This window comes from Flavobacterium sp. LM4 (genome assembly GCF_002017935.1).
GTDB classification, from domain to species: Bacteria; Bacteroidota; Bacteroidia; order Flavobacteriales; family Flavobacteriaceae; genus Flavobacterium; species Flavobacterium chungangense.
Window position 1 is genome coordinate 146,869 of the sequence record NZ_MUFW01000002.1, and the last position, 23,772, is coordinate 170,640.

Here is a 23,772-nt window from a genome sequence, read left to right on the forward strand (position 1 = left end):
TTTTCTTGTTCAAATTTCGGCCAATACAAAAACAAATGAGTAATAACCAGACTATCAAATCAATAATTTTTGTCATTAATTTTCTGAAAATACGTTTAGATTTCATTCACCAAACCATTTTAAAACAGGCTTTTCATCCCTAATTATTACAGGAAGCCACACATATGTCCCATCAATAGGATTCCGGTTTCCAACGGTCTGCCATGAAAATAAACTGATCTTTTTTACCTTGAACAGGAAAAATATATGTGCTTTGTGAATGAAAAGTAAGCTTTGTATCTTTACCAATACATGGGTTTCCTAAAGTTTCCCACAGTCCCCAAATCGAATTCGATTTAAAAGAACGTGCTTCATTTGGTTCCCAGCCTGTACAGCCTGAAGTTATCATATAATAAATTACGTCTTTTTTTAAAATTACCGGTGTTTCGTTATGACCAGTTGACGCCATTCGGGTCCATTTTTCTGTAAAATCTAAATAATCGTCTGTCAATTCAGAAATATGAAGCGTCAGATTTTCCTCAGAAGAATGGATAAGATAGGCTTTCTCATCCCATATACACCGTCAAGTCCCGCGACATCTGCCCTTTTACTCTTCCACTAATATTACTTAAACATATTTATTTTTACCAAAGCTGACGCAATAACTTGATGCATATCATAATATTTATATTCGGCTAACCGTCCTCCAAAAATTACATTATTTTCTTTTTTTATTAACTCATTATACTTCTTAAGTATTTTATTATTATAATCATCATTAATAGGATAGTATGCTTCAGTTCCAGGTTTCCACTCTTGTGGGAATTCTTTAGTAACAATAGTTCCTGATAATTTACTGAATTCAAAATGTTTATGTTCTATAATTCGAGTATAAGGAATATTTTTTTCCGTGTAATTTACAACCGAAACACCCTGATAGTTTGGAATACTCATGAACTCATGTTCAAAGCGCAGGCTTCTATATTCTAAATGTCCATATTTATAATCATAAAATTCATCTATTTTACCCGTATAAACTATACGTGTAGCTAATTTAGTAAGCTCATTACGATTTTCAAAAAAGTCTACTCCAATTTTAACTTCAATATCTTTTAAAAGTCCTTCAATTAGTTTGTTATATCCACCAATAGGAATTCCTTGATATTTATCATTAAAATAATTATTATCATAAGTAAACCTTACGGGCAGTCGTTTAATAATAAATGTTGGAAGATCTATAGCTTTACGTCCCCATTGTTTCTCTGTATATCCTTTTATTAATATTTCGTATATATCTTTCCCAACCATACTGATGGCTTGTTCTTCTAAATTTTTTGGTCGAATAAACCCGGCTTCCTTAACTTGATTTTTAATCTTCTCTTCTACTTCTACAGGATTTTTAATATTCCAGAGTTGATAAAAAGTATTCATGTTAAATGGTAAATTATATAATGTATCTTTATAATTGGCCAATGGTGAATATGTAAAATCTTTAAACTTTACAAATGAATTGACATAGTCCCATATATTTTTATCATTGGTATGAAATATATGAGGACCATATTTATGAACATTAATTCCTTTTATATTTTCACAATAGATATTCCCTCCTGCATGTAATCTTTTATCAATAACAAGACATTTTTTTCCGAGGTTTGTCATTTCACGTGCAAATACTGCACCATATAGCCCTGACCCTACAATTAAAAAATCATATTTTTTCATCTTTTTAAGTACTATATATTTTAAAACTTAAATTATATTTCTTCATGTAATCCAGCATCTCTTGATGATTGCTAGATTGTACTGGTCTGGTATGTAAAGAATAGATGTCATCAATTATAGCCATATTAAATTCAGTATAATTAACAATTATACCCCAGTGAAAATCTAACCCCCAACCACTTTTTGATTCATTAAATGTGTGCAACACTTTTCTTAGCGCATCTCTTGAAAAACAGGGCTGCATGATTTCAACAAAATTTGTAAAACGGATAATTGAGTTTGCTTTTCGGAAAGTATGTGGGTGAGAAAAATATGAATTAGCTATAGCTGGCTGGGCTAAATCTAACTCATAATTTTCCATAAAATCAAACAACTTTTGTATATTATTCTGATCTATTGCTATATCATCATCTGGCATATAAAAAAAATCGTATTGATCAATTAATCTTTCATTATTTTTTAAATAATTGTAAATTAATTTAAATTTATTTCCCGTACCAACAGTAATAAAAGGAGTATCTAATTTAAACAATTCATACGAGTCATCATAAACTATTAAGTGGAGGTCAAATGCATTCTCACCTTTGATCCACTGTTTATGTAAACTTGAAGCCCCAACAGTTGCTATTATACAATGTTTTTTATTCTTGTGCTTCTTTTTTGTTAAATTCATGATTGATTCGTTTTAATTTTTGAATAAAAATTTTAAATTTTCAGGATTCTAAGATCAAATTCAAATGTTTTTTTCTTCTGAAAATTTTGCCGGATGATATAAGAGACTTTCTGTTATTTCCTGATCAAATATATTGGGTTTAAACCTCATAGAATTGCCAAATAATTCATTAGACTGATTAATATCAATTCTTTTATAAAATCGGTTTTTGCAATTTTCAGGCACGTACGGGCCTAAACCTCCAAAATCCTGTATATTAAAACCTCCGTGTTTTAGCAAAGTTGGAATAAGCACTTCATGATGCCCCTGCCATCCATTTTTTAATTGATTGTGTAAATACTCTAATGCTTTATTTGAGAGACGGTATATTGGATTAAAGGACCGCACTTTATTTTCTGAAAGAATTATTTTTTTTTGATGAAATAATGTATTCCACCAATACCAATTGGGATTTTCATTGAAATCATTCATGTGAGAACTTATAAAATCTGCAGAATTAAATTTTAAAAAAAAAGCAAAAAAATCTTGCCAATTTCCGTTATAATGCACATCATCTTCAATTAACCAGTAAAAATTATATCCGGGATTTTCCAGAAAGAACTGCAGTAATGGAAAATGATTATTACCCGGCAATAAATCTTCCCCAATAGCCTTATAACCAATATCTGCAAGAATATCATTTGTGAAAGGAAATATTCTTATATTTTTTTTAAATTCTACATTTTCATCATTATGATTACTATGAAATAAAAGATAAGCTTTATGGTGATTACTAACTTTACTAAGGGATTCATATTTTTGATATATCACTTTATTAGTTTTGTTTGTTAATAGTAATAAAGCTGATTTCAAATTATTACATTCATTCACTTTAGAATTGTCTTTAAAAAATTCCATCAGATTCTTAGTTTTATTTCGTTAAAAGTTTCTGTGACCAACTATTTTTTAAACATTATATTTTTCTATTGCGTTTATCAATAAATGATAGAGGCTAATTTTGTTTTTTACACTAAATACTTCTATTATTTTATTTAGAGCAGTATTAATTTCAATAGCGTTATTTTCTAAAGTAAAATTTTCATTAAAAAAAGTATAGACAAAATTGTGCCATTCCATTTCCCATTTTTCTTCATAATAATCTACTTTAATATTTCTATATTCCTTTAAATAGGGTAGTAAAACATCTTTGTTCTCTAAGAAATATTGTTCGTTTAAATCTGTGATTTCTCGTGGCATATTTAAATCATATTGGGAATGTTCGATTTCTAACAGCCTTTTAATTATTTTTAATATGTCATTGTCAGAAATCTTTATTGCATTAAAAAAAATTGTAATAATCTGAAACATTATTTCATTTATTGATAAATGAAATTCATCCTTATATTCAGTAAAAGCAGAAAATAATAAATCCGTTAATCCAATATTGAAACCTTGCCAAGAATCAGAATCATTTTCAAATAATCCATAATGAATAGAGTTATTTTTGAAATTCATAAAACTTCGAAAGTTTTCTTCTTTTACGATTTTTAATTCTGAAGGATTTTTAGCAAGAAACTCTTTAAAATAGCTATCTATTGACTTTGCAATTTCGAGAGCATTTTCTTTTTGTACTACAAACACTAATCTTATATTATATCCTCTTAGCTCGTTTAAATAAAAATAAAACGGCAAATTTTTATTTTGCGAAATAAAAGGAAATATAGCGTCTACTACTAAAATATCCCACATTAATTTATCGTAAAAAATAGAAATACATACATTTATTGTATCTTCATTCTGAATAACATTTGAGTTATTATTCGATTTGAATTTTATCTTTTTATTCGAAGTGAGCGTCTCCATAAGATTCTTCATTAACAGTTATTCTTTTATGGGTCAAATTTTTATTCATTTTTATGCGGTTACTCATTTGAGAAAAAAGCATTATTAATGATGAGCAAAATGCCTCATTCAATACTTCAAAATACTCTGAATTATTAGCAATTGAAATATCTCCTTCTTTGAAAATAATTTTATCATTGGAAATGAATTGTCCAAATTTCCAACTATCATCAAGCAAAATAATATTATATTCAAAACTTTTTTTTGTAATAAATATATTTTCAGTAGATTCTGAATTTAAAGTTGATTTTTCAACAATAGAACCAGCATACACCTCGTTATTACTAAAGCAGTAAACTAACTCAGTAATTGATGGTGTTTTATGTTTCATATATATATGTTTTATTTCTATGTTATTATACTCGTTTTTAAGGCGTTCAACATCACTATGAGGTAAAGCGTTTAGAAATTTTTCAGGAAACAGCACTACTTTTCTTCCTAACAATTCAAGACGATTTCTTAAGTCAAAATCTTCAAAACCATAACCTTTCATATTTTCATCATATCCTCGTAATGTTTCAAAATCATCTTTCTTTAAACATATCCTGCCACAACAATCTCTTTGTGTACCTTTATCTACTGATAAATATATATTTTCACCTTTTAAAAAAGACTCATTAATAAAATTAGCAAATCCTTCCCCTATAAAATTGTCAGCATCTACATTACACACTATGTCTCCAGTGGCTTGTTTTGAAACAACATTCTTTGAATGACTCATTAAAAAATATTCGGGTTCACTCGTTTTTATGTATTTTAAGACACCTTGCTTTATATATTGAGACATTTCTGTATTTATCCATTTATCTAACTCGTCTGTTGAATTATAATTAAGCACAATAAATTCTACATTTCCATAATCTAAATTATCTTTAATGTTTTTTGGTAAAGTTTCTTTTAGAAAACTTAAACGATTCATACACACCGTACAAAAAGATATTTTATGTTTTTTTTTTGCAATCATGATTTATAATTAAAGCTTTTAAATAAAAATTAATTGTAGGTAAGTACCTCTCTGAATTTGTAGAATATGCGTTCCGCTACACTTAGATTTTCAGTAACAATTTCAGCGTTTCCTAGTAATTCCTGGGTAAATTTTAAACTTTTATTGTAGGATGTTTTTGTCCCTTTTGGAAGGGTAATAAAAACTGTATAATTCCCTTCCGTATCAGGAGATATAGAAAAATTTGTGACTTTACCAATAAGCATTCCATATTGCTGATATGGATAATTATCTAATTTGACAAATACTTTTTGTCCAACACTTACTTTTCCAGCGTTTTGAGCAGGTATCACGAGCTTCCCAACTAAATTGGAGGTACTTATTGGTAGAATTGTAAAAACTACATTCCCAACATTTACAAATTGATTTGCACCCCAAAAATCTTGAAAGCTAATAACACCATTTATCGAAGATATCAACGCATAGTTGTATTCCCAATTTCTAATTGCTTCTTTAAGTAAATCATACGATTGTTTCAAATTTTTTAATAATCTGGTACTGTCTTCCTGTTCATTAATTTTAGTACTTATTAGTGTATGGTTAGCAGAAGAAATATTTTCTGTAATCTGTGAAATAGAAATTGCCATCGAACTAATGTTTTTTTGAATTTGTATAAACTCTAATTCCTTTAATTCATAATCTCTTTGCGAAATAATACCTTTTTCAAATAAATGTTTATCTCTTTCAAAATCTATTTGTTTTAACTTAAATTCGCGTTCTTGCAACCGTTTTTGAGCAATTTGATTTCCTAACTGATTTTTTAATTCCTGAAGGGATATTTTATTATCACCTAATTGATTTGTATAGGGATCTAAATTTTTTAATAAAAAATAATCGGTGTAACTTTTTTCAAAATTCACATAGGCATTATTAATATCTCCTAATGTAAGATGAGAAGTTTTGTTAAATGGAAAGCGAAAGCTGTTTATCTCAAATGGAAGTGTATCAATAATATTTTTCAATAAATAAACATCCCTGAAATTCCCTGTATTTTTTATAATGGCTAATTTTTGGCCTTTTTTAACAGTATCCCTGTTTTTAATGAAAATTTTATCTAATTGTCCTGAATACCTTGATGTCACTTTTTCAGTAGGTTGGTTAGTTGTTACTAATATTTTAGCTGTTACAAAATCCGGATATTTGATAATAAAAGACAGGCAAACTATGATGCAAACAAACATAAAAACAAGTGTAATACCCCACCTGATAATCCAGATTGGTGGATTTGACAAAATTTCCTGAACTTCCTCGGATCTTAAATTTAAGTTATCTTCTTTTTGATTTTTAGGCATAGCTATCATTACTTAATTTTTCTAACTCCAATTGATTTTTCACTAAACTATAGTAAACTCCTTGTTTATCTAATAATTCATTATGCTTACCGGATTCTTTTACTTTACCATCGTCTATAACCACTATTTGATCTGCATTTTTGACTGTACTTAAACGATGTGCAATGATTACAACAGTTCTGTCTTTAAAAAAATGATTTAAATTTTCCATAATAATTCGCTCATTTTTAGCATCTAAAGCAGATGTTGCTTCGTCAAAAAATAATATATCCGGATTTTTATAAACTGCTCTGGCTATAAATAGACGTTGTTTTTGCCCCGTGCTTACCCCAACTCCTTCATTACCTATTTTAGTGTTAAAACCAAGGGGTAAGGATTGAATGAAATCATAAATATTCGCTACTTTTGTTGCTAGTATTAAGCGTTCCTGATCTATGCTTTCATCTCCCACTGCAATATTGTAAGCTATAGTATCATTAAACACATAACCTTCCTGCATTACTACACCACAATTGGCCCGCCAGCTTTTATGAGATATCGAGCTTAAATAATGTTCGCCAAATAAAATAGTTCCTTTTTCAATATCGTAGAACTTTAAAAGTATTTTCATTAGAGTAGTTTTACCACTACCGCTAGCACCTACAATAGCTGTTATTTTATTAGCAGGGATTTTTATGTTTATCCCTTTTATTGTATTTTTATTACTCCCTAAATACCTAAATTTTACATCCTGAATCTCTATATCCTGACCGGTTTTTATATTAGATATTAAATGTTTTTCTTTTCCTTCTTCGTCTTCTTTATTGTGAATTTCTCCTAACCGTTCTAAACTTATCTTAGCGTCTTGAGCCGCCTGAATAAAACCAACTAATTGCTCAATAGGACTATTTAACTGACCAATAATATACTGAACGGAAAGCATCATCCCTAAAGTAATAGATCCATCAATCACTAAAAGCGCAGAGGTAAATGTGATTAAAATATTTTTTATTTGATTAATAAATGACGCGCCAACTGCTTGTGTTTGCTGTAAGGATAAACTTTGCATGGATACTTTAAATAATCGTGCCTGTACGTATTCCCATTTCCATCGTTTTTGCTTTTCGGCATTGTGCAATTTTATTTCCTGCATCCCATTAATAAGTTCAATAACGGTACTTTGTTCCTGACTCAATTGAGAAAAACGTCTGTAATCTAATTCTTTACGGCGTTTTAAAAAAAATAAAATCCAAAGCACATAAATGATACTGCCAACAGCAAATATGAAAAAGATAGATAAACTGTAATAAATTAGTACTGCTCCAAAAACAAATAAATTGACCATAGAAAACAGGGTATTTAATGTAGAACCTGTAAGTAAGGTTTCTATACGGCTGTGGTCATTAATCCGCTGCATAATATCACCCGTCATTCTGGTATCAAAATAAGATATAGGCAAATTCATTAATTTTATAAAAAAATCAGAGACTAATGAAATATTAATGCGGGTACTTAAATGCAATAAAATCCAACTTCTAAAAAAACCAACACTTGTTTGCCCAAGGAACAACATTACCTGAGCAATCAGTACTATATAAATAAAATGAATGTCCTGATTTTGTATACCAATATCCACAATACTTTGAGTTATAAAAGGAAAAATAAGTTGCAGTATACTACCAACTATCAAACCAATAACAAGCTGTAGAATTAAACTTTTGTATTTAAATAAATATTGAAAAAGGAAACGAAACGATTTTTTATCGGTTTCATTCCAGTTTATTTGTTTAAACCTTGGAGTAATTTCTAATAATAGAGCAATTCCTTCCTTTGTATCCTTTGTAGCATTATTACCTATCCAACAAGTAATAAACTCCTGTTTAGTATATGAAATAAGACCATATGAAGGGTCAGAAACATATACTATATCTTTTTTAATTTTATAGACTACTACAAAATGGGCTTTATTCCAATGAGCAATTAAAGGAAAAGAAGCCTCTGTAAGTGTATCAAAATCTAATTTAACACCTAAGGATTTAAAACCAATGGCTTCAGCGGCATCACTTAACTTGAATAAATTACTACCCTCTCTGGTGGTTTCTGATAAATCCCGAATATCTTGCAAAGAGATTAATTTACCATAATGTTTTGCTATAATGCGTAAACAAGTTGGACCGCAATCTTTAGAGTCGGGTTGTATATAAAAGGGAAAATCTTTTTTCAATATATGAATTACATTTAGGATTTAAAAAATATTATAAGTTTTGTCAAATTCATTGGTTTCAAACAAAAAAGTGAGACTAATTATAAAAAGTAGTTTGCATTTTTATTTGATAAAAATTAATCATAATTCCATTACTACTTCTTTATATTTCATTTGAGCTATTTTAGATTCATAGTAATATAAAAGTAAGTGATAACTAACAAATTCGTTTTCTCTACCTTTAGTTCTGTATAATCTATTAAAACTCATATGTGAAATACTAAATATAAGTTCGTCTATATTTTCAATATTTGATCCTTCCTTGATTATTTTAGCTATTGATTGTTCTATTTTTTGGTCTCTCATAGTTACGAAAGAGATCAATTCATTATGGTCTGTCTTTTTTGATAGAAAAGAATTTATTTCATTTTTGTTTTTTCGATATTTCAGACTTAACTGGCGTTTTAAATTAGTGTCATAATTCATTTCTTTTCTAAATGCTGACACAAATTTTTCCATTAGATATTTCTTTCTTTCTATAGGAATCTTAAATACATTAAGCAAACTATCTAAACTGTAAAGACCTGCTAACCATTGAACATTTTTAACTTTTGTGTTTTCAGTATAATCTAATATTTTTACAATCATTTCACTATCATGATAAAAAATATTTTCAATATCCTCTATATAATCTGTACCATATCTTTCTAATTCCCTGCTATACGTATCTGTTTGTAATTTCCAAATCAGGTTTTGTTCCATTAATGTTTTTGATAATGAACTTAAATCCTGGATAATAGGGAGGATGTTTTTTTGATCTGTCAAATAAACTCTGATACGTAAATGAAATTCAGGATCATAATATCTAATAAAAAACCATTTGTTTATATAATTATTCTCCTTCCAAATATTAATCATTGGTACAAAATAATCAACCAATAAACTATCTGCAGTTTTAACACCAGTATAAATTTTAAAATAGAACCATTCATCTCCTAAAATAAAATCCCTTTTACTATTTCCATCCATTATTCGATATTTTAATTGTATTAATTTTTGTAAAATGAAAAAACAAACTCATTAACAAAACCTTTTCCTTTAGGATCTGTACAAATTGTATCATCTGAAAAAAGAAATTCTTCCAAAAAGAAAAAACTTTTATTTTTAATTAGGCTCAACAACATCTTGATGCTAGAGAGATTATCAATATTAATTAATAGTTTATTATCTCCCTCGACTAGATAAACTAATTTTGGAATATTATATTTATTAGAAAACTCGACAAATTTTTCAAAAAGCTTCAGGTCATCTTTAATATCTAATATTCTTTTTATTTTATCAGATGTAATTTTCCATTTTGAAGTGGATAGGATAATATTTTTGTAAATGACTCTAGGAAAAAAAGTTAAAGAACTTGAAATCATTGCATTCCATTCAAATGTTAATGATTTTCTTTTATCGACTGACTGCATATCACATAAAAAACGGTAAATAGAAAGATTACTTAGCTTATAGTTATGCGCTGTAGTAAGTCTTGGACATATTTCTTTATTTAATTTTTTAGATCTTAAAAAAATACGATTATTTTTGATAGAAATCAGTAGGTCACTAATTGGAATTTGCTCTTCGTAAGATTTAGTAGATCTAGATAAAAAAGGTATTTCATAATTTCGTAAAGAAGGACGCATTAAAACATTTCCTATCCGATCTTCAGGTAAATGAACAATTTCAGCCAAAATTGTATTAGGATTCAAATTATTCTCAATAGCTACTATTTCCTCAACAAATTTATTTAGATTTAAATCTCCATGGCAAAATCTGCCAAATAAATTTCCAGCACTACTGCCTGAAAACGCACTCAAATGAATCATGGTTTGATTTTCTATAACTGCAATTTGTGCAATTGTAGAAAAAGTATCAGGTAAGTTTAGCCAATTAGATTCTAATATTTTTATTTCATCTTCTCGAATTTCAATAACTTTACTATCACTTTTTTCTGCTTCAATTATTTTATTAAATAAAAGGACATCAATTTGTGACAATTTAGCACTTGTTTCTTTGCTGTCAGAATTATTGAACATTATATCATCAATGAATGGATTTGGATCTCCTTTTCCTGAATTAATTGGATAACCCAAACCAATTTCGTTATCAAGTGCTAAGGCTAAAGAAATCTCTTTGGTTTCATACCTTTCATAAAAAGCTTTTTTAAAGTCTGATAAATTTGTATTGTTGTTTTTTGTAGATGAAATCTTATTGATTAAAGTTAGACCTTCATAGATGTTATTTACAAGATCTCCATTTAATGTATTATGATTATGTCCAATAATTAGATCCGTTTGAAAAACATATTTTTCATTAAATGCAATATTAAATTCTTTAAGTAGCTCTATTATTTCTAAATACGCATCTACGCTGTTTGGATCATCATTATCCAATTCAGCTAATTTTAATTTTATTAATGTTAGATTCTCAATTAATGAACTTTTATTATCGATCCTCTTCAAAACAGATACTATATGATCAAAATTTTCCATACCGGAAACGGTCTGTTCTAATTCACTTACTAAGATTTGACTATCAATTAACTCTATTATAAATTCTCTAGCATCATCAAATTCAATATCATTACTGACAAGTAGATTGGAAATTTGAGATATACTTTTACCTTCACCACAAAATTGAATAATTTTTTTAAGATAATCTGACGATTCAACTTCAATCATTTTTTGGACTAAAGTAACGTTATCATTATATTTAGATTCGATAAAACGTAAAAAATTGCCCAATTCAAAAAGACTATTATTGGGAAAGAAATTTAATTGTTCCTTGATTGAAGGAATTTCTTTCAAATACTTTATTAGTAGTCCCGTTAGATCCATATCAAGTCTAGTATGTCTCTTATTTAATGAATTCTCCCTCTCAATTCTACTTTCGTTCAAAAAATGACCAGTAGAACATCCTGAAAACAAACCAAATGGAGTGGGTCTGGAACATATTCTAGACAAATATTTTAAAAATGAGTTTCGAATTTCTCCTTTTTCATCTAAATTTTGACCTGTTGACCATTTTTCAACCTCTTTATAAAAAACTGGTGACGCCAGGAAAATGGCTTCTTTGATTGTTGAATCTAAAAAAATATGTTTTAATTGCTCATCAGTAACCTTATTTTCTTTTGTGAGTTTAAAAAAAAAATCTATTGTTAAAAGGGGGGTACGTAATACGTATGTGTCAAAAATTTTGTACATAAATTAGTTTTCTTTGTTTTTTGTAGATTTTATCAATTCAATTCCTTTAAGAATATATTGATCCTCAGTAAAATTTGACGTGGTTTGGTTAACATAGTGATCTATTTTCAATCCTTTTCTTTGTACTCCAGTTCCATCGGGATAAAACGCACCCATAGTAGTGAATCGAAATTCTGTACCATCAGGTAGTTTAAAAATGGCAATATTCATTACAGAACCAGCTGTGTTTTCACCTACTGTTATACAATTAGGAGATGCTTGAATAGCCATTCCTACAAACTCTGCCATACTTTGAGTGGTTTGATCTACTAATAAAATAATCTTTTTATTATAGTATTTTGAATTTTTACCTCCGTTTTTAAAAGGATCTATTATAAGGCTAATCGAAGGCTTACCAAAGCCTGCTAATGATGGTCTATCTTTTAATGGCGATAGAACTTTAATAAATTCTTTCCTGTCTGGATAGGTGTATTTTGTAATATCTGACCCTCTAATATTTTTTGGATAATTTCTTAAATCTATTATAATCCCATCCGTGTTAGAAAATGCTTCAAAAGCATTTTTGATATCCTCTTTAGAAATTGTTTTTAAATTTATATAGCCAATATTATAATCAATAAGTTGCCATTCTTTTTTATAAGAAAATAATGGAAGCGAAGAGTAATCTTTATTTTCAAAGGTTTTATAGAGATAAATATATTTTGTAATAACAGAATCGTTTCTTTTAATTCTAACTTTAACACTATCTTCTTTATTACGCAGCAACCACCCAGAAAACCCTTTTGAATAAGTATCATTCGAAGAAGAAAATTTTGATTGTATCTTTTGCTTTTGAAGTGTTTTAATGTCTAGGTCATTAATTTCAACAATCAAATCCCCCAATTTCAAATCATCTTTTTTTGCTAAATTTTTATTAAAAATCCTTGTAACAACTAAAGTGTCATTAATATTCTTTATTCCGATTGGAGCTCTATATTTAAATAGAGAATCGGATACTGTTTTTGATAAAGAAATAGAATGTGAATCATTAAGTGATACAATTAAGTTGTTCTTTGCTAACTCATATTCTAATTTAGAATTACAGTTTACGAAGTTACCAATAAAATAATCTAACTGACCAAACCAGTTTTTATCCATCAAATATTTATTTACATAATAATATTGGATGACGTTCCAAAAACTGAATAACTCTAATAGCCTATGGCTTTTAATTTTAGAATCAAATGCTATAAATCCTTTCTCATTTTCGAAAGTCGGGATTCCACTTTTTGAAGTGTAGTAGTAACCTATACTTGTATTGTTTTCTAATTTTTTTAACTTGGTATAAAGTTCTTTATTGTCCGAATACTGTTCTATCCAGTTATAATCAAAATTTTTTGTGAATAGATTATTCGTATTTGTCTCGGTCTTTATTTTACTTTCTTTGACTGATACAACAAAATTTAATAAAAAAGAATCAAGATTTGTTTGTGTCTTTACTGCTGCGTCTAGTTTGTCAATATTTTCAACGAAAATTTCGTCCCAATTGTAATTTCCTTTGCTTACTTCAGAATGATGGTACTTTAGAAGCCCCCATACCAAACCAAATTGTTTGTATTTTTCAATACTGGTAATAACTTGCTTTTCTTGAGAAAACATTTGCATAATAAAACAAAAGCAAAGCGTAATTGCGAAAATATTTTTTTTGTTCATGAAGTTCTTTTTAATATTTGATCATTAACAACTCTTCAGAAATCTGTGCTTCTGAATATAAAAATTTATGATAACAGATAAGGACTCCGGTAAGTCCTTCAAGTATAGAAATATTTTTTTCTGTAGAATTTGGAATTGCGAAGCCATAATAAACATACTCATTTGATTGTATTTCAATTTTTTTATTGAGTGTTTCTTTTAACCAATAATTTGCTGCATCCCAAAATACTTCATTATTTGAAATATTATATATATTTAAAAATAAAATGGCTATACCGCAAGTGCCATGACAAAAGCCAGCATCAATACTATGTTTTTCTCTTTTAAGGGTACGACTGGCTACAAAAACTAATTTTTCTAAAATTACTTTTTCAAATATTTTTTTTTCTAGTAGTATAGAAGCCATCAATAAGGTGTATAAAACTCCTAAATCGCCATAACACCAACCTAATCTTGAATTTTCTGCGGTTAAGGTATGCTGTTCAAAATCGACGGCTAGTATTTTAAATGGGTAATAACTGTAAATTTCTTTTGTAATTATTTGTGTATTATTAAGATAAAACTTTATTGAATTATCTATCAAATCATTAACTATTATTGTTAAGTCCTCTGTTAAAATATTTTTTTTTGATAAAACCTTTGATAAAAAGAAAATATTTGACCCTATACCATGTGCATTTCCCATATCAAGGACAATATCAAAAACATCATAAGAGTCATATTTTTTCCAATAAACATAACCTTCTTTTGTTGTTGTTGATGTTGTGCTTAAAATTTTGACAATATCATTAACTCTAATCTTATTTTCTCTTTCGATGAAATAGAGACCAATACCAAGTAAACCATGCAAAATATCTAGATTGTCTTTTTCATTGTATATATCTATGTGTTCTTCTAGTACTTCATCAATTTCCTCTAAAATCTCATCAATCTGATTGTTTAATTCTTCATTGAACGTGTCAATAAATTTATTAGACTTTAATTTTAAAAGAAAAATACCATAACCAGCTAAACCATCGCAATAAGTTGGAGTTAATTTTTCTGTGTTTTCAAGAATTTTAATCGTTTTCTGGATGTATTCATTTAATACTTCTTTGTCATTAACAATTGGACTAATTTTAGAATATTCAAATAAAGCCAGAATTATCCCAGGTAAGCCAGAAAGAAGACCAATATGATTCGAGTTTCTATACTCTTTTATACTATTCCAATCTAGAAGAAATTTTAAAATAATAGAAATTTCTTTTGTAATTAACTTTTCTGTATATGTATCAATTTTTTTCAATTTTTTTCAATTTTTTTAACACAATAAAATGGTAGAAAAAATCTACCATTTTTATTGTGTATAATATTCAAAGCAATTTATTGGGTATATCCCATAAACGGTTCGCAACTTTCTTTGTCAGGATCTGTATTACAACTTCTCTGGGGGCCCTCGGAAGCTGTAGCACAGCCATGATAATTACAACAAAGAAAACCAGTGCATTCCGAGTAAGATGTAGTTCCACCTCCCTTAATTGATAATTTTTGTTCATCTGTTAACTCAGAAATTACTTTTTTTTTAAGATTTAATTTTTTCATTTTTATTAAATTTTATTGCCTTGAAAAGATAAAAAGACACTCAAGGTTTGTGTCTGCCAATTGCGCAAAAGGGTATTTTTATGCTAAAAATATCTGTTTTTAGACTTCTATTTTTACTACAATAATTTTTTTACTTTGCTCATTTTTTTGATTTTTAATAAAATACATTGTCTTGAAAAGACACTCGTAATTTGAATTCTATATTACTAGATAAAAGACTTTATTTAAGATTAAAAAAATCTATTTCATTTAAATTAAAAGGATAAAATCTTATTAATTTAAACAAGCAAGATTTCAAATGTAGGATTTGGTGTCAAAAAAAAGGGGGTCATAGCGACATATTTTGAGGGGTAAATCAGTAAAAAAATAGCCGGTAATTTATCAATCATTCTTCCTAATGCTTTTGCATAAGCTGTTTTTCCTGGTGTTAAATGAAATGCTATTGGAATACCTGATTTTTTGTCGTTCCATAAGCATTAATATATACTCAGTCATTATCTTTTCATTGTTTTCGTAAATCGATTGCTTTGGCTGAAAAATGAAGATATAAAACTTATAAGTATCGAATATTTTAATTTCATTTTAATTGTTTTTGATAAACCCTGATATAATCTATTATGTATTGTGATGGTAAATTATCGCTTGTAAATTCCCCGCCGTTCATTCCTCCTACTGCCAGATTTACCAGTAGATAATGTGGCTGCTGAAAAGGTTTTATCTTTTGATTTTTATACTTCATTGATTCTGAAATATTTATTTCATTCAATAACTGGTCATCAACATATAATCTGATCCATTTGGCATCCCAATCCATTCTCCAGATGTGAAATTTGTCCACCCAATTTTCATTAAAATCACTTAGCATTTTTGTCGAACTGTCCCAGACTGTTTTCGATTCATCTGATTTCCAGCATGCATTTGCTAATATTTTTCCGGTGTAATATTCCATAATATCAATCTCCCCGTTCTCAGGCCAGTTTCCATCTACACCCAAAGTCCAAAAGGCCGGCCAAATCCCTTTTGTAACCGGAATTTTAGCCCGCATTTCGAATCGCCCATATTGCCAGGAATGCTTTCCACGGGTTATTAAACAAGAAGATGTAACTTTTACAGAATCTCTGTTTTTTGTCCAGTCAGAATGGTTTTTAGAAACAAAATCCGGGTTTGATCTGTTTTCTTTTAGGGCTTCAATAATCAGGAAACCGTTTTTGCAGAAAGCATTTTCTTTTTGATACCACTGGGCTTCCTGATTTCTTACAAAGCCGGTTTCGTAATTCCAGTTCTTTTCATCCGGAATCCCATCAGCAGTAAATTCATCACTCCAAACTAATTGATATCTTTCATTATTTAATTCTTTGTCTTTATTTTGAACAAAAGCAAAATTTAATGACAATAGGCTTCCTATTATTAGTAAAAAACAACTCCTAAATTTCATTTCTATATATTTTAAAATCAATTCGTTAAAGATTGATGAGTTATATTGTCTTAAAAAGCAATGACTTTATTAAAGTCTTTTATTCTATTTAAGTTAAGCTTACTATATCATCTCTTAAATAATAAAAATGGGGGATCGCTCAAAATCCCCCATCATTACAAAAACACATTATAAAACCAAACTAACTTTATTTTTTGATTTAATTAATCATTATTTTTTGATAACCCTGATTGCTTTATCCGGATAAGAATGAAGCTTTACAAAGTATAGTCCTGAGCTATTATTTTCCAGATTTAGTTGAACTTTACCGTTTTGAACTTCATAATCCGATTCAGAAATTAATTTTCCGCCTACAGTATAAATTGTAATTTTTTGCACACCATCAGCTATGGGGAAACTAATATCGAACTGTCCTGAGGTAGGATTTGGAAAAGCGGTTAAATTACCTGAAATCCCAGCCGGTTTATTGGTCGATAATGTCGTATCAACACTTCCGTAAAATTCAAGTTCAGCTATATTTCCGTAACCGGTTGGTGTGTACCAATAGATATATCTGTATTTTGGAGTTGCCAAACCAGAATCCTGTGTAAAAACATCATTTGCCGGTGTGCTTGTTATTATATGCAAAACTTCATAAGAATTGAGATAATCTTCGCTGTTCGAACCGCGAATTTCACTTCCGGTTATACGATTGCCAAAACCATTTCGAGGAACATATCTGATGTCCGTCAGACTTGCTTTTCCATTCGTTCCAAAATCATATCCTACATAACCTGTTGCAGTAGGACCATCAACATAAGTCGTCAGGTTTTCATCAAAAGCCTTTTCAATTGTAGCACCATTACTTTGATACGATCCGGTATGTCCAATTATGCTGCCCGTAATCTTTTGTCCCTGTGCAGGTGTTGCGGTTAGAAGATTTGATTCAGGGCCTTCGCCTAAAGTATTAAAGGCTGCAATTTTATAATAGTACGGTGTTCCGTTTGAAACTGATACGTCGCTATATGCATTTGTTGCAACAGTTGCTATAGTTGTAAAAGGGCCTGATGATGAAGTGGATCTTTTTACATAAAAACTAACATCATACATGAAATCCCATGTCAGATTTACTTTTGCATTACCGTATGCTAAACTTGCATTTGTAACGGCTGGCGGAATTGCAAATACCATTGTTTTTACATTCAAAGGTGTAGAATACTGACTTTCACCACCTGTATTTACAGATGCCAGTTTATAGAAATAATCTTTGTTTTCTTGTAAATTAATATCGTCCAGAGTGGTTTCTTTTAGATAAACCGCGACATTTTCATACGTACCATTCAGCGTTTCGGATCTTTTAATTGTATACGATTCTGCTCCTGCAACAGCCGTCCATTTTAGATTGATTATGGATTTAGACAATGCCTTTCCTTCAATATTTGAAGGCGTTGCTGCAATTGGAGCCTGCTCAAATACCATAATAGCCGAATATGCTGATTCTGTATTGTCTTTACCCACTACTTTGATTCGGTATTCTGCTCGTGAATGCACTAAATCAGTTTTCTGGGTAACTTTGTAATCTGTTGATTCATAGAAAACCGAAAAATCATTTTCGCCGGTTAATTTTCTTTCCAGAATATATTTATTTACTAAATCGTTATTAGTCCCTGTCCAGTTTATGGTAATATTCTGGTAGTCGGATGACAGTTGGTAACTCAGTGTTTCAACTTTTGTTTTCCATGTTGAAATATATTCTCTGTTTGAGCTGTACGCTTTGGCAGAAGTATTATTCGCATAATATTCTCCAGCAGGGGTTAATACCACATAACTTGTAGCTGTACTTGAAATAACAGGTGCAGTTTGAAGCCATACATAATTTTGCCAGTTTGGATTTCTTGTTTTAAAAGCATCGTCTATTGTAACATACATTGCTCTTGCATCCTGTACCCAGTTATAGATCGAATAGCGCTCAACATAATCAGTGGTCTCTAATACGGTTAATATTGCGGCTAGATCATTTTTATGCTTGATTGCATTTGCATCTGTTAATAAAGTTGGGCCGTCAGGAAAATTATTACCTGTCCAGTTTGCCCCTATATTCCATTCTGTAATCCAAAGCGGTCTTTTGTATCTGTCATAGACATTTTGAAGATCACTTTTCCATTGTGCTGCAGTTTTATACCAATAACAGTGAATCGCAATGTAATCGATTCTGTAATTATTAGCCTCAGCCTGCGTCATAAAAGTCCCCATCCAAGGATTAAAAGGATCAGATGTAGCTGGAGAACCTAATCGCAATCCGGATTTCATTAATGCCGGCCAGGAAGCTATAGCGGCTTCAACTGTCATATTTGACTGATCAGGACGATCGGGTTCATTAAATCCTAAAAGATGCGTATAACCTTCTTTTGTATAAGCTGGAGTAAAGGAAGGCCAGAAATTAGTCTGTCTTATGGGTACATACTCAATATTGGGTGTAGAATTCATTCCGGTATTCCAGTTGTAGTACCAAGTAATATTGGTGGCATCCATCGCCTCTGTACTTCCGCCAGCGAGCCCTTTTTTATTGACTTCATGCCATTTCATTGTTCTGATAAACGAAATGGTTCCGTTTAAATTAACAGGCAGAACCGGAATTTCCAAATCCTGATTTTCTGCTATAAAAACCCTGCTGTAACCGCTCCCGTCTGCATTTGAAGCAAAAGTTGCCATATAGCCTTTTTTCAATTTGAATGACTTAATCGCGTTATCAAATGAACTTAAATTATCGTGTGGCGTAACGGTTTCATATTGCTGAGAAGTGCCTGCGAAATTTTCTGCTGTAAAAACTTCTAACGGTTTTAAATCTGAAGTATAAGAAGCTACAACAGCACCTCCTGCATAGTTAGACACTATAACATTAGTTCCGTTACCGGCCAAAGTTCCATTTACGGATATATATTGCAGATAAGAACTGATCACAACTGATGGTTTAACATTTTCAAAATGCACCTGTGCATTTGCAGAATTTAAGTTTATCGTTGAATTGATTAACGGATTGTAGGCATTTTTTAAATACAAAGAAGCCGAAGAATTCAAAACCACTTTTGATTTTGCATAAGCTCCAACATTCACACTACTCGAGATATCAGCAGTTTGCAATGAAGGACTGATAACTTTTTCGGGTGCATAGGCTGCATTTTCAAAAGTTACGGAACTCACTTCCATATTAACTGCACCAACTGCATAATTTTTACCAATAATGATACTTGCCAGTTGTTGGGTCTGAATTTTTAAATCGCCAATTCCAAAAAGGGCTTTATCGCCTGTAATATTGATATAATAGGTTCCTGCACTCTGAGACTTAAAAGACAAATCTCCTTTTCTCAATTTATTGACAGCACCTGTTGTAAAACTTTTTGATGAAATAACCGTCCCGCCACCATTCGCGGATGTAGAAACAGATACACTCATTTGAGAACCGGGAGCTAAATTTGAAATGTACTCATACAGCCATGAAAATTGATAATCCCTGGAAGCTTCCAATTGTACCGGAAATGAATAAACCGAGTTTTCAGCCGTACCGTCCCATCTAATATAAAGCAATCTTCCTGCATAATTTGAATCATCCGATTCTAAAGCATGTCCTGATGTTACATCCATATATCGTGTTCCGCTGGCCGCATTTGCTGTATTGAAAATCGCGGAGGATAATGAGTTGGTCCAGTTATAAGCCGCTGGCGAACCTGAATTATCATTAACAAAACCATCCCAGGTATTGATTAAATTTGAAGATTTCAGTTTTAAATCCCCAATTGCCATAAGTCCGGATCCTGCTGTAATAGTTACGTAATAAACACCATCAGCATTTGAAATAAAAGACAAGTCTCCTCTTCTTAATTTATTGGCATTTCCGGTTGTAAATGTTTTAGAAGCAATAACTCCGGTTCCGTTTGCAGCTGCTGATATGGCTACATTTATAGGAGTTCCGGGAGCAGAATTTGATATATATTCATAAATCCATGAAAACTCATATTTAAGATCTTTCTCTAATTTTACCGGATAACTGTAGGTTGAAGCAGAATAAGCGCTATTATCCCAGCGAATGTACATTATTCTTCCGTTGTAAGCTGTATTATCTGATTCGAATGTATGCCCGGAAGTTACATCCAGATATCTTACACCACTGGTAGAATTAGCGGTGTTCCATGGTAAACTTGCCGAAGTATTGGCCCAACCGTAATCATTTGGTTTACCCGAATTGTTCCCTGCAACACCTGCCCATCTGCCAAGCAGGTTATCTGATCCGTAAACAATTGGTCCTGATGAAATATCAGTTACAAAATCTAATGGTTTTGAGGTTAAATAATGACCATCCTGATAAATATTTACAAGACTATTTTTTACCACGTACCTGTAAGTCTGTTCCTGAGCATTATCAACAGAAGTACTTAAACTTTCTACTGCTGATAAAACTGTGGAATGATTAAAAGTAGTTTTATCCAAAGAAGTCCGGAATCCAAGTCCGGAAGTATTTTTAACTTCTACATCCAATCCCCTGCCCAGAGCTGAATTTATTTTGGTCTTTACTTCCAGCGTAAATTCTGTCTGACTGGATAACGGGAAAGATAGTATATCCGGAGCAGCACTATTACTAAATGTTTTTGAACCGTTTAATGTCGTAGCCAAATTTACTTTAACCGGAAGATTAGGAGCCTGTGCCTGTATTCGGAACAAAAAGACCGACAGACCGAAAAATAAAAAGGTGTATAATTTTTTCATATGAAGTCTTATTTAAAAATTGTTTTAAAATTTTTGTTTTACTTTTTAGTTAGTGACAAATTAATTTGATGCAGAAACCAAGAAACTCCTGCAGTTAATAACCGGTAAAAATGTATGGATCCATCTGAATTACTGCTGGATTATACAAAAAAAGCAAATCCAGTTTCATAAAGACCACCGGCATTATTCTTTTACAAATAATGCCTTTGTGGTCAATACTTCTTAAAAACTATTAATTGGTGGGCAAAAAATTAAATCTTTTTAATCAATGTACGATTTGTTGATAAGCTTAAACTTTGTGGTAATTTTAAGCAATTAACTTTGTGGTATTAGTACATTTAAATTGACATTTTAGAATTATAATACACTTTCATCCGCAACAGCATCCTGCCATTTATCCCAAACCTTAATGTTAGGGTCATAACCATCATAACCGTAGTTCTGACTTAATTTACCTTTAATATTAGCTGTTATATCACCGTTTGGTATAGGCCAGTAATTATTACGTTTGTCCATAGTATAGAATTTAGTACCATTTGGCACAACAATTCCGCTTGGATATTTGTTATATAGTGTGTAGTGTACGATACGCTGATACCAGTAACTGCCTCCGGCATTGTCTGTTCCTGACTGCTTGTCCCAATTGCTTAAACTGTACGTTTGCCCCCATTCATCGGGTTTTCCGCTTATGGCTAAACAATGCGAAATACGTTTTAATTCTACATTTCTCCATTCTTCCAGATAAAGTTCTCTTCCTCTTTCTGCACAAATATCACCAATAGTTACCTGTGTGTACATTTGCGAAGCTCCCGCTCTGGCTCTGACAGCATTTACATCCTGTGCTGCACCTCCAACATTTCCCTGATAAAAACGTGCTTCTGCTCTTAACAAATAAGTTTCGGCTAAACGATACAGGTACCAATGCGCCTTACTTCCGGTACTTGCCCCTTGAAAATCAGTCGCATTTGCATTGGTTTCATTCACAACATCATGCAGGTAGATTTTATATAACGGAAAATCGAACCATTCACGAAGGGTATCTCTGGATAACAGAACACCATTATGTTTCATTCTAAAATTTTGCTGGTAGTATGCAGAGGTTTTATCACTGTATTTAAGATCTTCCATATTGACCCAGTTACCAACAGTATTATTATGTCTAAGATCCTGCTTGTCCTCAATACCGTTTACGACCCACATAGGATGCTGTGAATAATAGGAAGCACTAATCGTTGCAATACCACGCCCCAATGCTCTTGCATAATCGTATTTGACCTGATAATTTGCATTATTTGAGGCAAAACGAGCTGCTGCCTGTTTTCCATCAGGTGTGGTTAGTGTGCCCGAATTCCAGTTAGGTCCAAAAATTCTCATGGAAGCAAATGGTAAAAATGATTGTACACCACCATTGGGCATTATCATGATAGCTTCTTTATTTGCTGCAATGATTTTATTTTCAGGTCTGTGCAAATCCCAGATAACATTTCTGGTAATCGTCCATGTTTGTGGATTTCCTCCCGGATCAAAAGTTCCAAAATTGCTTTGCATTAAAGAATACCCGGATTGATTGATCAGAATATTGGCCTGTGCTTCAGCTTCAGCAAATTTGCCTGATGCCAGATAACATTTAATCAATAACTGACGACACGCCCCTTTATTTACCACACCTAAATATGGCAGTTTTGACTGTTCCGGAACCCATTCAACAGCTTTTTCCATATCAGCTGTAATCATTTCAATGATAGCTTCTTTCTTTGTCGAATAATAAGTTTGCTTAGGAATTTCCAAAATTTTTGTAATTAGGGGTACATCTCCAAATTGATATACCAGATTTAAATAACGGTATGCTCTATGAAAATAGGCCTGACCGATATACTTATTCTTAACTTCCTGAGTTAAACTCGTTACCTTATCAATATAGGTCAATATAGTATTGGCATGCTTAATACCACTATAAGCTTCACCCCAGTAAAATCCAAGGTAAAAATCATCATTTGGATCTGTTTTAAAACTTCCGGTAGGGACTATAGTATTGGCAAAATCAGAAATTGTACTGCTATTATCCGTCTTTCCATATTTTGCCATATCAGAGAAAACATATTCTGTACCAATAGGCACACTATTACCGGCACTTCTAAAATGGATATAATTATTACGGAGTTGTTTATCAGCACTTGCCAAAACTGCCTGCAAACCGGATTCTGTAGTAAATGTAGTTTCAGGCTCGTAAAAGGAAAGTGGGTCCGGCTCCAAAAAATCCTTTGAACAAGAAACCAAAAGAGCAGTCACTGCTACTATAGATACAAGTGCTGAGATTTTATTTTTTATATATTTTTTCATT

At 30.8% G+C, this 23,772-nt stretch carries 16 protein-coding genes; all 16 read right to left on the bottom strand.

Translation table 11 applies throughout. The features are described 5' to 3' along the window. Window positions 1-172 precede the first annotated feature (172 nt). The 16 genes from BXU10_RS14730 to BXU10_RS14805 all read right to left on the bottom strand — a co-directional run bounded on the left by BXU10_RS14730 (window position 173) and on the right by BXU10_RS14805 (window position 23,771). Complete coding sequence (locus BXU10_RS14730; protein WP_078228094.1) at window positions 173-490, bottom strand: hypothetical protein; 318 nt, start codon at window positions 488-490, stop codon at window positions 173-175. Window positions 491-603: 113 nt separating this feature from the next. Further along, window positions 604-1,704: a UDP-galactopyranose mutase gene (glf, locus tag BXU10_RS14735; RefSeq protein ID WP_078228095.1), complete on the bottom strand. Its 1,101-nt coding sequence runs from the start codon at window positions 1,702-1,704 to the stop codon at window positions 604-606. Between the two features lie 4 nt (window positions 1,705-1,708). Beyond that, complete coding sequence (locus BXU10_RS14740) at window positions 1,709-2,377, bottom strand: DUF707 domain-containing protein (RefSeq protein ID WP_078228096.1); 669 nt, start codon at window positions 2,375-2,377, stop codon at window positions 1,709-1,711. A gap of 60 nt (window positions 2,378-2,437) precedes the next feature. Next, window positions 2,438-3,274: a hypothetical protein gene (locus tag BXU10_RS14745; protein ID WP_078228097.1), complete on the bottom strand. Its 837-nt coding sequence runs from the start codon at window positions 3,272-3,274 to the stop codon at window positions 2,438-2,440. 48 nt (window positions 3,275-3,322) lie between these two features. Beyond that, complete coding sequence (locus BXU10_RS14750) at window positions 3,323-4,105, bottom strand: hypothetical protein (protein ID WP_123922025.1); 783 nt, start codon at window positions 4,103-4,105, stop codon at window positions 3,323-3,325. A 91-nt stretch (window positions 4,106-4,196) separates the two neighbouring features. Continuing rightward, window positions 4,197-5,222 carry a glycosyltransferase family 2 protein gene (locus BXU10_RS14755; RefSeq protein WP_078228099.1) on the bottom strand — a complete coding sequence of 342 codons (1,026 nt, stop codon included), beginning with the start codon at window positions 5,220-5,222 and terminating at the stop codon, window positions 4,197-4,199. A gap of 29 nt (window positions 5,223-5,251) precedes the next feature. After that, complete coding sequence (locus tag BXU10_RS14760; protein ID WP_219634124.1) at window positions 5,252-6,562, bottom strand: HlyD family secretion protein; 1,311 nt, start codon at window positions 6,560-6,562, stop codon at window positions 5,252-5,254. After that, complete coding sequence (locus BXU10_RS14765; RefSeq protein ID WP_078228101.1) at window positions 6,546-8,756, bottom strand: peptidase domain-containing ABC transporter; 2,211 nt, start codon at window positions 8,754-8,756, stop codon at window positions 6,546-6,548. Before BXU10_RS14765 ends, BXU10_RS14760 begins: the two co-directional genes overlap by 17 nt. Before the next feature lie 120 nt (window positions 8,757-8,876). Continuing rightward, window positions 8,877-9,764 (bottom strand): thiopeptide-type bacteriocin biosynthesis protein, encoded by an 888-nt coding sequence (locus BXU10_RS14770; RefSeq protein ID WP_078228102.1) that lies wholly within the window; start codon window positions 9,762-9,764, stop codon window positions 8,877-8,879. Window positions 9,765-9,784: 20 nt separating this feature from the next. Then, on the bottom strand, window positions 9,785-11,983 hold the full coding sequence (locus BXU10_RS14775) for a lantibiotic dehydratase family protein (RefSeq protein ID WP_078228103.1): 2,199 nt from the start codon (window positions 11,981-11,983) through the stop codon (window positions 9,785-9,787). A 3-nt stretch (window positions 11,984-11,986) separates the two neighbouring features. Continuing rightward, window positions 11,987-13,675, bottom strand: a complete 1,689-nt coding sequence (locus tag BXU10_RS14780) for a S41 family peptidase (RefSeq protein WP_078228104.1) — start codon at window positions 13,673-13,675, stop codon at window positions 11,987-11,989. Between the two features lie 10 nt (window positions 13,676-13,685). Further along, window positions 13,686-14,960 carry a lanthionine synthetase LanC family protein gene (locus BXU10_RS14785; protein ID WP_078228105.1) on the bottom strand — a complete coding sequence of 425 codons (1,275 nt, stop codon included), beginning with the start codon at window positions 14,958-14,960 and terminating at the stop codon, window positions 13,686-13,688. A 77-nt stretch (window positions 14,961-15,037) separates the two neighbouring features. Beyond that, entirely contained in the window at window positions 15,038-15,256 is a 219-nt protein-coding gene (locus BXU10_RS14790; protein ID WP_078228106.1) for a class I lanthipeptide, read from the bottom strand. Window positions 15,257-15,833: 577 nt separating this feature from the next. Then, window positions 15,834-16,691, bottom strand: coding sequence for a family 16 glycosylhydrolase (locus BXU10_RS14795; RefSeq protein ID WP_078228107.1), 858 nt, complete (start codon window positions 16,689-16,691; stop codon window positions 15,834-15,836). 210 nt (window positions 16,692-16,901) lie between these two features. Next, complete coding sequence (locus BXU10_RS14800; protein WP_078228108.1) at window positions 16,902-21,431, bottom strand: glycosyl hydrolase; 4,530 nt, start codon at window positions 21,429-21,431, stop codon at window positions 16,902-16,904. A gap of 357 nt (window positions 21,432-21,788) precedes the next feature. Then, entirely contained in the window at window positions 21,789-23,771 is a 1,983-nt protein-coding gene (locus BXU10_RS14805; RefSeq protein WP_078228109.1) for a RagB/SusD family nutrient uptake outer membrane protein, read from the bottom strand. Window position 23,772 lies beyond the last annotated feature (1 nt).